At 34.8% G+C, this 11,859-nt stretch carries 13 protein-coding genes; 8 read left to right on the top strand and 5 right to left on the bottom strand.

The window, feature by feature from the left end; translation table 11 throughout:
* The 3 genes from BUB96_RS06435 to ant(9) all read right to left on the bottom strand — a co-directional run.
* Positions 1–198 (bottom strand): helix-turn-helix domain-containing protein (locus BUB96_RS06435; protein WP_143274291.1); only part of this gene is annotated, 198 nt, incomplete at its 3' end.
* An 84-nt stretch (positions 199–282) separates the two neighbouring features.
* On the bottom strand, positions 283–495 hold the full coding sequence (locus BUB96_RS06430; protein WP_073297970.1) for a MerR family transcriptional regulator: 213 nt from the start codon (positions 493–495) through the stop codon (positions 283–285).
* A gap of 162 nt (positions 496–657) precedes the next feature.
* On the bottom strand, positions 658–1,410 hold the full coding sequence (gene ant(9) / locus BUB96_RS06425; RefSeq protein WP_063246869.1) for an aminoglycoside nucleotidyltransferase ANT(9): 753 nt from the start codon (positions 1,408–1,410) through the stop codon (positions 658–660).
* Positions 1,411–2,267: 857 nt separating this feature from the next.
* Here ant(9) and BUB96_RS06420 point away from each other — a divergent pair.
* From BUB96_RS06420 to BUB96_RS06400, 4 genes are all read left to right on the top strand, one after another.
* Positions 2,268–2,690, top strand: coding sequence for an RNA polymerase sigma factor (locus tag BUB96_RS06420; protein ID WP_073297968.1), 423 nt, complete (start codon positions 2,268–2,270; stop codon positions 2,688–2,690).
* 1 nt (position 2,691) lies between these two features.
* Positions 2,692–2,922: a helix-turn-helix domain-containing protein gene (locus BUB96_RS06415; RefSeq protein WP_073297966.1), complete on the top strand. Its 231-nt coding sequence runs from the start codon at positions 2,692–2,694 to the stop codon at positions 2,920–2,922.
* A gap of 492 nt (positions 2,923–3,414) precedes the next feature.
* A complete protein-coding gene (locus tag BUB96_RS06405; protein ID WP_073297964.1) occupies positions 3,415–3,615 on the top strand; it encodes a DUF3173 domain-containing protein in 201 nt (66 codons plus the stop codon).
* 26 nt (positions 3,616–3,641) lie between these two features.
* The gene (locus BUB96_RS06400; RefSeq protein ID WP_073297962.1) at positions 3,642–4,835 is read left to right on the top strand and encodes a site-specific integrase; all 1,194 of its coding nucleotides are present in this window, start codon (positions 3,642–3,644) and stop codon (positions 4,833–4,835) included.
* A 67-nt stretch (positions 4,836–4,902) separates the two neighbouring features.
* On the opposite strand, the gene guaA is transcribed toward BUB96_RS06400, so the two are convergent.
* Entirely contained in the window at positions 4,903–6,456 is a 1,554-nt protein-coding gene (gene guaA, locus BUB96_RS06395; protein WP_073297960.1) for a glutamine-hydrolyzing GMP synthase, read from the bottom strand.
* Between the two features lie 41 nt (positions 6,457–6,497).
* The gene (gene coaA / locus BUB96_RS06390; RefSeq protein WP_073297958.1) at positions 6,498–7,421 is read right to left on the bottom strand and encodes a type I pantothenate kinase; all 924 of its coding nucleotides are present in this window, start codon (positions 7,419–7,421) and stop codon (positions 6,498–6,500) included.
* A gap of 204 nt (positions 7,422–7,625) precedes the next feature.
* On the opposite strand from coaA, the gene mvk reads away from it, so the two are divergent.
* The 4 genes from mvk to fni are packed head-to-tail and all read left to right on the top strand — an operon-like array spanning position 7,626 to position 11,732.
* A complete protein-coding gene (gene mvk / locus BUB96_RS06385; RefSeq protein ID WP_073297955.1) occupies positions 7,626–8,579 on the top strand; it encodes a mevalonate kinase in 954 nt (317 codons plus the stop codon).
* Positions 8,572–9,552 (top strand): diphosphomevalonate decarboxylase, encoded by a 981-nt coding sequence (gene mvaD, locus BUB96_RS06380; RefSeq protein WP_073297953.1) that lies wholly within the window; start codon positions 8,572–8,574, stop codon positions 9,550–9,552. The genes mvk and mvaD overlap by 8 nt, the downstream gene beginning before the upstream one ends.
* Positions 9,553–9,575: 23 nt before the next feature.
* Positions 9,576–10,664 carry a phosphomevalonate kinase gene (locus BUB96_RS06375; protein ID WP_159431728.1) on the top strand — a complete coding sequence of 363 codons (1,089 nt, stop codon included), beginning with the start codon at positions 9,576–9,578 and terminating at the stop codon, positions 10,662–10,664.
* Between the two features lie 12 nt (positions 10,665–10,676).
* Entirely contained in the window at positions 10,677–11,732 is a 1,056-nt protein-coding gene (gene fni, locus BUB96_RS06370) for a type 2 isopentenyl-diphosphate Delta-isomerase (protein WP_073297951.1), read from the top strand.
* Positions 11,733–11,859: the final 127 nt, after the last annotated feature.

The raw sequence follows: 11,859 nt of genomic DNA, 5'->3' as shown, positions 1-11,859 counted from the left end.
ATTCTGTATCTGTTTACGTTTTTGAGTAAACGACCCTTTTTTAATCGCATTATTAATCGTTTGAGGGCTACGGCCAAGCAAACGAGCAATCGCCCTATTTGAGCGATTTTCTGCCTTATAACCTTCAATCTTATCCATTTCACTTTTTGTAAGGTGTGTTCCTTTGTGTGGTTTTGTGTTAGTATTATTTTGGGTCATGTGAATTCTCCTTATATTGGTTAGTGGTATATTCAATATAACATGAATTTCACATGACTTTTTTATTTTAGGTGACTAACTTCATTATACAATCTTCATATTTAAAGGAACACCTAACTTTTTGTAAAATAATATCTGCTGAAGTTTTATTAAGTCTTTTTTAGTATAGTATCTTTTTTTGCTACTTTCTTGTCTATTCGCCTTTAATAAACCTATTTTATCGTAATATTGAATTGCTCTAATGGTAGTGCCTGAAATTTCAGCTAATTCTCCTACAAAATAAATTTTTTCAGTCATAGTATAACCTCCTTATCATTATTAAAACATATTACGTCGCGTCATATGCAAGGGTTTATTGTTTTCTAAAATCTGATCACCAATTAGAATGAATATTTCCCAAATATTAAATAATAAAACAAAAAAATTGAAAAAAGTGTTTCCACCATTTTTTCAATTTTTTTATAATTTTTTTAATCTGTTATTTAAATAGTTTATAGTTAAATTTACATTTTCATTAGTCCATTCAATATTCTCTCCAAGATAACTACGAACTGCTAACAAAATTCTCTCCCTATGTTCTAATGGAGAAGATTCAGCCACTGCATTTCCCGCAATATCTTTTGGTATGATTTTACCCGTGTCCATAGTTAAAATCATACGGCATAAAGTTAATATAGAGTTGGTTTCATCATCCTGATAATTATCTATTAATTCCTCTGACGAATCCATAATGGCTCTTCTCACATCAGAAAATGGAATATCAGGTAGTAATTCCTCTAAGTCATAATTTCCGTATATTCTTTTATTTTTTCGTTTTGCTTGGTAAAGCATTATGGTTAAATCTGAATTTAATTCCTTCTGAGGAATGTATCCTTGTTCATAAAGCTCTTGTAACCATTCTCCATAAATAAATTCTTGTTTGGGAGGATGATTCCACGGTACCATTTCTTGCTGAATAATAATTGTTAATTCAATATATCGTAAGTTGCTTTTATCTCCTATTTTTTTTGAAATAGGTCTAATTTTTTGTATAAGTATTTCTTTACTTTGATCTGTCAATGGTTCAGATACGACGACTAAAAAGTCAAGATCACTATTTGGTTTTAGTCCACTCTCAACTCCTGATCCAAACATGTAAGTACCAATAAGGTTATTTTTTAAATGTTTCCGAAGTATTTTTTTCACTTTATTAATTTGTTCGTATGTATTCAAATATATCCTCCTCACTATTTTGATTAGTACCTATTTTATATCCATAGTTGTTAATTAAATAAACTTAATTTAGTTTATTTATAGATTTCATTGGCTTCTAAATTTTTTATCTAGATAATAATTATTTTAGTTAATTTTATTCTAGATTATATATGATATGATCTTTCATTTCCATAAAACTAAAGTAAGTGTAAACCTATTCATTGTTTTAAAAATATCTCTTGCCAGTCACGTTACGTTATTAGTTATAGTTATTATAACATGTATTCACGAACGAAAATCGATGAAAAATTAATTATTAAGGGTTCCAAAGAAATCAAAAGAAAAAAAATATCCATATTATTATTAAATCTCAAATTTTTGCTAACAGATCATTATAAAAGTACTACCACTGGTAATAAAAAATGTAATTCAGTAGGCCTTTTTATGAAAAAAAGTATTAATTACTTTAAAATGACGGTTTAAAAGTCATCATTTTTATGTTATCTAACTTTTGATAGAAAAGTAATTTCTTTAAGATATTAGTATTTAAATGGCGACTATTGGAGGTTAAGTTGCCATGAAATATACTAATTATTTTCAATTCTTTCTTAGTGTTATTATTAAAAACAATTATCTATCATTTATAGATAAATATAACTATCAACGTGAATTTTCGTGTCAAATTGAAAGAAATAATAAAGCATGTAAACAGATAAATCAATCTGCTTACGTGCTTTTTTTGTTGTTAAATCATTTATTTCAAAGATTTTCAACTATTTATGCAACAAATCCCTCTTTCCTGTCGGGACTAAGTGTGAAGGGAGATAGAGATACAAGCTCACTTCCTTTTACGACAAGAAAGGGGGTGAGAAGCTATGAAGCCATCTACTTTCCAAACCACAATCGAGAATCAGTTTGATTATATTTGTAAACGAGCTATGGAAGATGAACGAAAAGATTATTATAAATATCTTTCCAGACTTTCAAAACATGAGATTTCATTTTCAGATGTAGGAGATCATATTGTCAGTCAATTTTTCACACTAGATAACAGAAACGAGACAACGGATTTTCAAATTTGTACACTCAATGGGATAACCGTAGGTATAGAACATGACTTATTGAGTGAAGCATTACGTGAGTTGCCAGAAAGGAAACGTGAAATTCTACTGATGTATTATTTTATGGACATGAGTGATTCTGAAATTGCTGAATTATTGAAATTAAATCGCTCCACAGTTTATAGACATAGGACAAGCGGACTAGATTACATTAAGAAATTTATGGAGGAAGAATAAAATGAGAAAAGCTTATCAGATGATTCCTTTTTCCTTAATTGTAAAGGCCACAGATGGCGATACAGAAGCACTCAATCATATTCTAAAGTATTATAAGGGTTATATTGCTAAACGTTCCCTACGCCTAATGAAAGACGAATACGGACATCAAAGTATGGTCGTTGATGAAGTCTTACGAGGAAGAATGGAAACAAGATTGATTACAAAGATTTTAGCATTTGAAATTAAATAATACCCACTCTCTTTTCGTGGAAGTGTGCTATTAAGTTCCACGCTTCCCGAGTAGAGAGGGTTTGTTACTCAATCAAAACATATTGCTTTTTCAGTATGTTTTGATAGGCTAACGAGCCATAGTTCTTTGACAACTTAATAAAGTAATCGAATACATTTCGATAAGAAAAAAGCCAACGGACTAATACGCCATGACCTATCAAGATAGCGAGCGGTTCATGTTAGTGATCCGTGAGCAATCTTTTGCAGGATTGTAGCCATGACTTTCTTATCGTGATAATGATACTCCCGTATAGCCACAGTCCGAGCGTTAAAAGCGTCGCAGGCAATGGGTGCGGCTACATGAGAACCATGCAGGGGTAAAATTCCCGTGAGCTTTGCTAAAGCTGTTCGATTACTCGGGTTATTTTTATAACTACATTATTATAAAATCTTTGATATAATTATAGGTGAATATTGGATTTTTCCTAGCCTATAATGGAAAGGAGTATTTATGGTAACAATCACTAAAAAAGACTTGATTGAGCTAGGATATGGAACTTCTTTTTCGGCTGATATTATAAAAAAAGCAAAAGAATTAATGATTACTAAAGGACATTCTTACTATGAATCCAGAAAATTGGATAGAGTCCCTCGTGAAGCTGTAGAAGAAATTCTTGGAATTAAGTTTTCAAATGAAAACAGGTCTGATTAGTTTTTGCACGGTAAGGAGTAAAAACTATGGCTAAAGACCCAATTAAAAAAGCAAAGAATGGAACATATTATTTTCGTGCAAATTTAGGTTACGATTTCACGGGAAAAAAGATACAGAAATATCGTAGTGGTTTCACTACTAAAAAAGAAGCAAGAGAAGAATACTCAAAGCTAATTCTAATGAAACCAGAAGAATTGAGCGAAACTAAAGATAAAATGATGTTTGAAGATTACATTTTAGAAATATTTCTTCCTTGGTATAAAACGCAAGTAAAACTAAGAACTTATGAGAATCGCTTACCAAGTGTTAATAAGCATTTTCCTTACTTTTACAAAATGGCAGTTTCTGATATTGAACCAATTCACGTACAGAATTGGCAATTGAAACTATCAAAGAATCTCAAATCTTCCTATGTAAGAGCGGTTCAAGGGCTATTTTCCATTGCTATGGATAGAGCAATTGTACTAGGTATTACAACAACCAACCCGTCTAAAATTATAGGTAATGTAAAAAAACAAAAACCCAAGATAGAATTTTGGACAAAAGAAGAATTTGAAAAGATAATTTCTTTGATTTATAAAGAAGATTACTACCAACATTTTCTTTTTATTTCTCTATGGTTCTTGTTTATGACAGGAATGAGAATTGGTGAAGCTGCTGCCATCCAGTGGGAAGATATTGATTTTGATTCAGGAGTACTGACTATTAATAAAAATCTTTACTATAAAAATCAAACAAATTATCGTTTTGTTGAACCGAAAACAAAGTCAAGTGTCCGCAGTATTGTATTAGATGAGGGTACTTTAAATTTCTTATCAGAATGGAAGAATATCCAGCAAAACTTAATCAAAACAAACTTTGTAATGAGTTATAATGGTATTCCTACACAGAAGCATACTCTCGCTCATGCAATTGACCGATATGCTAAATTGGCAGGTGTTCATAGAATCACAATTCACGGATTGCGTCACTCCCACGCTTCATTATTAATCAGTATGGGAGAAAATCCTCTTATCATTAAAGACCGTTTAGGACATGAAGATATTCAAACGACATTAGGAACTTATGGACATCTTTATCCTAACAGTAATTTTGAAGTAGCGAATAAGTTAAATGGAGTTATTACCTTTAAAGAAGCAAAACAAAACTATGATTCTTCTCCTAAAAATCAATTTACTGTAGATTATATAAGGAATAAAAAAATTAAAATAGTGCAATGAGAGTGCAATTTTTAAAAAGTAAAAGCTCCAAACCCTTGTTATATAAGGGTTTGAAGCTCTCCTGTAACTACTCCCACTCTACCGTTGCTGGCGGCTTGCTGGTGATATCATACACGACGCGGTTAATCCCGTCCACTTCATTTGTAATTCGTTTAGAAATTTTATCCAGTAAGTCTAATGGGATTCTTGCCCAATCAGCGGTTACTCCGTCAACTGAGTTAATGGCACGAATTCCAATGGTGTAGTCATAAGTTCGTTTATCATCTGTTACACCAACTGTTTTAAATCCTGGTAATACTGTGAAGTATTGCCAAATATCTCGTTCAAGTCCTGCATTTTTAATTTCTTCTCGTAAAATGGCGTCACTTTCACGAACCACTTCTAATTTTTCACGAGTGATTTCTCCTAATACACGGACACCCAATCCTGGTCCTGGGAAAGGTTGACGCCATACTAAATCGGCGGGCATACCGAGTTCTTCGCCTAATGCTCGAACTTCATCTTTAAACAATGTATTCATTGGCTCAATTAATTCGAATTCTAAATCTTCAGGAAGTCCTCCCACATTATGGTGAGATTTAATAGTTTCAGCTGTTTCTGTACCACTTTCAATAATGTCTGTGTACAAAGTTCCTTGAGCTAAGAACTCTACTCCATCCAATCTACGGGCTTCATCACTAAAGACTTCGATAAATTCGTTTCCGATGACTTTTCGTTTTTCTTCTGGATCACTTACACCTACTAGTTTTGAAAGGTAACGGTCTTGGGCTTCAACATGCACAATATTTAGTCCAAATTTACCAGACAAGTTTTCCATCACTTGTTCCGCTTCGTTTTTACGAAGTAAGCCATGGTCTACAAAGATACAGACGAGCTGATCCCCAATGGCTTTGTTTAGTAAAACACCTGTCACAGAAGAATCTACGCCTCCTGATAACCCAAGTAAGACTTTTTTATCGCCCACTTGTTTGCGGATTTTCTCAACTTCTAAGTCGATGAATTGACCCATATCCCAGTCACCTGCAAACCCACAAATATCTTTTACGAAGTTTTCGATAAGTTGTTTCCCTTTTTCCGTCTGACCCGTTTCTGGATGGAATTGAACCCCATAAAAGCTCTTTTCTTTATTGAAAATTACGGCATTTTCATCATGGTCTGCATTCGCTATCACTTCAAATCCTTCAGGTAAAGCTGCAATTTGATCGCTAACACTTTGCCAAACTTTTTCTTCAGCATTTAAACCTTTAAATAGGGAATTATCAGTCTCTAAAAGGTTTAGCGTTGCAACTTCTGTTTCGCTATGTTCAACTTCTTTGACCATTCCACCAAGTTGGTCGACCATTAATTGTGCGCCATAATCAATCGCTAAAATAGGTAAACCTAGTTCATATATCGCAGGATCTACCTTAAAAGCATCCGCATGTAAAACTCGTCTTGGGCCACCTGTAAAAATTAGCCCTTGAACATTATTCTCTTTTAAAGTCTCCATTGAAACATTGTATGGAAACAATTCAGAATATACGCCTAGTTCACGAACTCTTCGCGCAATGACTTGATTAAACTGACTTCCAAAATCAATGACGGCTAGTGTCGGTACATTTTTTGTGACTAATTCATCCATTTTATAAAAACCTCCAGTTTATTGAGTAACTCAATCTTTCATTAGTGTTTACGAAGTAAGATTTGGTCGATATAGTGATCGGTTGTCTTATGTATTATAGCATCTGCTCGAAAACGTGTGGGTAAAATATAGTCAACCAAATTTCTAAGATTTACTTCTTTCCACACACTCTGTGCAAAATCAAAAGCTTCCACCCGATCAATGTCTGTGAATCGGTTATAATAATTCGTTGGGTCTTTAAAGGCCGTATCGACTAAAATTCCAAATCGCTGCAAGTACCATTTTTCGACATTTTCCGGTTCAGCATCTACATAAAAACTAAAATCAAAAAAATCACTCGCATAAATTTTTTCATTGGCAGGTAATTGCAAAGTATTGATTCCTTCCACGATCAAAATATCGGGTTGGTCAATCATCTGAAATTGTCCAGGTACAATATCATAAATATTATGTGAATATTTTGGGACTTGCACCTTAACTTTTCCGCTTTTTACATCCCCCATAAAAGTAATCAATCGATGCATATCATAACTTTCAGGAAATCCTTTTCGATTCATGATTCCTTTTTCTTCTAGTATTTCATTAGGATACAAAAAACCATCCGTTGTGATCAAATCAACCTGCTGATCTTTATAATATTGCGCAAGGATTGTTTGGAGTAACCGCGCTAATGTACTTTTTCCAACCGCTACACTCCCAGCAATACCAATAATATAAGGTGCTCTTTTTTGTGGGGTATTTAGTAATTTTCTTAATTGCTCTTGTTCTTTATTATAACTTTTTATAAATACGTCTAAAATCGATGCGAGAGGTACATATATTTCACGTACGTCTTTAAGCGAAACGTTATCATTCAAGGCACTCAACGCTTCTAATTCTTCATCGGTCATTGAGAAGTTCTCGGCAGTATTTAAAGATTTCCAATCTTCTCGATCGAATATATAAAAAGTATTCGATTTTTGCATTGTCTTCCTCCCGTCCCCCTGTTAATCGCCATTATAGTGTAACAAAAAAAGCGGAAAATGAGTATCTTGAAACGAATTTTCTTTCATTTCTTAAAACATTTTTAAGGTTCAAATGATAATATGTTAAAGTACGAGAGTAATTATACTATAATAATAAAGATGAGAAATATATTTTTTCGTTTTTTTAATAAACAGGAGGTAAATATGAAGGTTCTATCAAATACAGCATCTGGGCATGCTCATGGAAAAATAATTTTGATCGGTGAACATGCTGTCGTGCATAATGAACCCGCAATTGCTATTCCGTTTACTTCAGCAAATGTAAAAGTAACGATTGAACACATCTTGGGTGAAAGTACTATTGATAGTATTTATCACACAGGAAAATTAACCGACGCACCAAAAACGCTAAATAATTTAATAAAAACTTTAGAAGCCGTTTGTCTTCATTTTGAAACAAGGCCAGATAATATGCATATCAAAATTACTAGCAATATTCCTGCAGAACGTGGAATGGGATCTAGCGCGGCTGTAGCTACGGCTTTAGTTCGTGCTCTATTTAATTATTTTGATGCGGAATTAACTGATGAATTATTAAATGATTTTGTGTCCATTTCTGAAATGGTTGCGCATGGAAATCCAAGCGGTCTCGATGCAAAAGTCGTTCGCTCAGAAGAATCGGTATATTTTGTCAAAAATCAAGGCGCTGAGTTTTTCAAAGTTGAGTTACCGGGTTACCTGATTGTTGCCGATACGGGACAATATGGGGAAACGGGAGTAGCCGTTACCGATGTAGGGACATTAGTCGCGGATGTAAAAACGTGTGCGAAAGCAATGATTTCGGAACTTGGGGAATTAACGAACCAAGCACGAAAAAAGATTGAAGACAAAGATATGAAAGGTTTAGGAAAGATCCTTTCTGAAGCGCAACTTCGTTTAGAAAAACTTACGGTCAGTAATAAAACTCTTGATTTATTCGTAAATACAGCCAATCGTCATGGGGCTTTAGGTGCCAAACTTACAGGTGGTGGACGCGGAGGCTGTATGATCGCTCTTGCGGATTTACCAGAAACGGCCGAAAATATTGCTAAATCCCTACTCGATGCTGGGGCTGTTGATGTCTGGATTCATTCGCTAGGAGTGCAAACGTATGATTAAACAATCAAAATGGGTACGTGCCCATACAAATATTGCTTTTATAAAATATTGGGGAAAGGAAAATGAAGAACTTATTCTTCCTAAAAATAATTCCTTATCTCTTACCTTAGATGCTTTTTATACCGATACACAAGTGAGCTTTGATGAGGATTTAAATAAAGATATTTTGTTTATTGATGGTGAGGAACAAGATGAAAAAGCTTTAAACAAAGCGCAAGTGATTTTAGATTTAGTGCGTGAGGAAGCTGATATTCATGATTTTGCAAGAATTGACTCTAAAAATCACGTGCCTACAGCAGCTGGACTTGCTTCTTCGGCTTCAGGCTTAGCTGCTCTAGCAGGTGCTGCAAGTTTAGCAGCTGGTTTGGATTTATCAAAAGAAGAGCTTTCTCGATTGGCTCGCCGCGGATCTGGGTCAGCTTCACGGAGTATCTACGGTGGCTTTGCTGAGTGGGAAAAAGGAACTTCGGACTCTAATTCTGTCGCTATCCCTATTGATAAAGCGGATTGGGATATTGGCATGCTCTTCATCATTGTCGACGACGGAAAAAAAGATGTATCGAGCACGGAAGGAATGCGTCGAGTCGTTGAGACCTCTCCTTATTATGAGGGGTGGATTTCTTCGGCAACGGAGGATTTGGCGGCCATTAAATCGGCGATTAAGAAACAAGATATTGTGGAAGTTGGTGAAATTGCTGAGCGAAGTGCATTGAAGATGCATGCGCTGAATTTGAGTGCAAATCCCCCCTTTAATTATTGGTCACCGGAGAGTATTGTGGCTATGCGAAAGGTTGAGGAATTTCGCAATCAAGGTTATTCTGTATACTTAACGATGGATGCGGGGCCAAACGTGAAATTGATTGGTAAAGCTTCTCAAATGGATGAGTTATATCAGGCATTGCTAGAAACGTTTCGTAAAGAGCAACTAGTTATTGCAAAACCTGGACCCGGTATTCAAATATTAGAAGATTGAGGTTTGGATTAGGAGAATTTAGCGTGAAAAATATTCAAGTAAAAGTTCCTGGAAAATTATATGTTGCTGGTGAATATGCTGTTGTTGAGCCTGGTTATTCAGCCATTGTGACTACGGTTGATTTATTCCTTCATTTAAAAATATTTGAATGTATAGAAAAACGTGGGAGCATCTTCTCTAAAGACTTTACGGCTCAACCCCTATGGTGGAACCGAGTGAATGATAAAGTTCAATTGGAACACCCCTCGTCAGCTATGAAATATATTTTAGCTGCCATACATACAGTTGAAGATTACGTACAGGAGCTTGAAATTCCTTTACGCTTTTATCATATTGAAGTAAACAGTGAGTTAGATAGTCAATCGGGCCAAAAATTTGGTTTAGGATCTTCCGGTGCGGTAACAGTAGCGATTGTCAGAGGACTTCTTCGATTTTATGAAATAGAAGCACATGATTTACTTGTATATAAGTTGAGCGTTTTAGCACAATTACACTTAAGTGTTAATAGTTCTTTTGGCGATTTAGCTGCAATTACTTATACAGGTTGGATCAAATACACAAGCTTTGATCGCCCCACTGTTTTAGCCATGCTTCGCGAAATGACTGTGAAAGAAATTGCTGAAACGACCTGGCCTTCTTTAGATATTCAACGATTAAATGTCGCAAGTGATGTGCACTTGTTAATTGGTTGGACAGGCTCCCCTGCTTCAAGTAATGATTTAGTTGGCAATGTACAAAAAAGAAAGCAACAAAGCGAAAAACAGTATCAACATTTTTTAAATGAAAGTAAAGTCAATGTAGATCTTTTACTTGAAGCATTAAAAACGAATGATTCTCAAAAGATAAAAGAAGCTGTTGAGAGAAATCGGCAAGCCCTATTGAAAATGGGACAGCAGACAAATGTACTCATTGAAACTCCACAATTGACAAAGCTATGTGATATCGCAAAAACATATGGTGGTATTGCGAAAACATCTGGAGCTGGCGGCGGCGACTCAGGAATTGCATTTGTATTTGATCATAAGACTGCCCTTCAAATTATTGAAGCTTGGAAAAATATTGGAATCACAAATTTACCACTCTCAATTTATGATAAAGAAAGTATAAATTAATGGAGGATATTGATGCCTAAGCAAACAAATCGTAAAAATGAACATGTTTCACTTTCAGAAAATTTTTATAAAGATGGAGATTCATCTTTTAAAGATATCCATTTTGTTCATCACTCTTTCCCAGGAATTAACGTTGCAGATATTGATTTATCTGTTTCCTTAGGAGAAATGGAATTTAGTGCTCCTTTCTTTATCAATGCTATGACGGGTGGTAGCGATTGGACAGGAAAGCTGAATCAAAAACTAGCAATCGTTGCGCGAGAAACTGGACTTGCTATGGCCACTGGATCAATCAGTGCTGGTTTAAAACATCCCGAATTTGCCAATTCTTATAAAATTGTGCGCGAGGAAAATCCAAATGGTTTAGTCTTTGCTAATCTTGGGGCTGGCCACGGCCCTGAAAATGCGAAAAAAGCAATTGATTTAATTGATGCAGATGCCCTACAGATTCACGTTAACGCTCCACAAGAAGTAGTCATGCCTGAAGGAGATCGCGAATTTGACCAATGGATTACAAATATTCAAGACATTTTAGGAAATATTGATGTGCCATTAATTGTTAAAGAAGTTGGTTTTGGAATGAGCCGGGAAACAGTCACTCTCCTTCAAAACATCGGAGTAAAATATATCGACATCAGTGGAAAAGGCGGTACGAATTTTGCACAAATCGAAAATTTCCGCCGCAGAGAGAAAAAACTTGATGGTTTAGAATCTTGGGGACAAACGACCACTGTTTCTTTATTAGAAGCAATGGAGGTTCAAAAAGACAGCCATATTATATCTTCAGGTGGTATTCGAACGGCTCAAGATATCATTAAATCATTAGCACTAGGCGCTTCCCTTGTCGGAATTTCTAGTGAATTTATGCATATGATTTTAACGGATATTGACACTGCAATTGATCGTGTATATGAATGGAAACTTGAATTAGAACGCACGATGACTTTGCTTGGTACTAAAACTGTGCCAGAATTAACAAATACGGATGTCATTATTTCTGGAGAAACCGCTCATTGGGGAGAATTACGAAGAATCAATTTACAAAAGTATGCAAATCGATCAATATAGTAATTTATTATTTATATAAGAAGTAGTAGAAGTAGTAGAAGTAGTAAAAGTAGGATTTTTATCCTACTTTTTTCTTTTGAGATGATGTAGAAAATTTCAGCAGAAATTTTCATCTTTTGAATGATTT

It is taken from the genome of Atopostipes suicloacalis DSM 15692, from assembly GCF_900129085.1.
GTDB classification, from domain to species: Bacteria; Bacillota; Bacilli; order Lactobacillales; family Carnobacteriaceae_A; genus Atopostipes; species Atopostipes suicloacalis.
This window is presented reverse-complemented; position numbering and strand designations above follow the sequence as displayed.

Bases quoted from the DNA above. Each gene is read 5' to 3' on its own strand.
- BUB96_RS06430 (WP_073297970.1), bottom strand. From the start codon at position 495: ATGACTGAAAAAATTTATTTTGTAGGAGAATTAGCTGAAATTTCAGGC.
- BUB96_RS06420 (WP_073297968.1), top strand. From the start codon at position 2,268: ATGAAGCCATCTACTTTCCAAACCACAATCGAGAATCAGTTTGATTAT.
- BUB96_RS06415 (WP_073297966.1), top strand. From the start codon at position 2,692: ATGAGAAAAGCTTATCAGATGATTCCTTTTTCCTTAATTGTAAAGGCC.
- BUB96_RS06405 (WP_073297964.1), top strand. From the start codon at position 3,415: ATGGTAACAATCACTAAAAAAGACTTGATTGAGCTAGGATATGGAACT.
- BUB96_RS06400 (WP_073297962.1), top strand. From the start codon at position 3,642: ATGGCTAAAGACCCAATTAAAAAAGCAAAGAATGGAACATATTATTTT.
- guaA (WP_073297960.1), bottom strand. From the start codon at position 6,456: ATGGATGAATTAGTCACAAAAAATGTACCGACACTAGCCGTCATTGAT.
- coaA (WP_073297958.1), bottom strand. From the start codon at position 7,421: ATGCAAAAATCGAATACTTTTTATATATTCGATCGAGAAGATTGGAAA.
- mvk (WP_073297955.1), top strand. From the start codon at position 7,626: ATGAAGGTTCTATCAAATACAGCATCTGGGCATGCTCATGGAAAAATA.
- mvaD (WP_073297953.1), top strand. From the start codon at position 8,572: ATGATTAAACAATCAAAATGGGTACGTGCCCATACAAATATTGCTTTT.
- fni (WP_073297951.1), top strand. From the start codon at position 10,677: ATGCCTAAGCAAACAAATCGTAAAAATGAACATGTTTCACTTTCAGAA.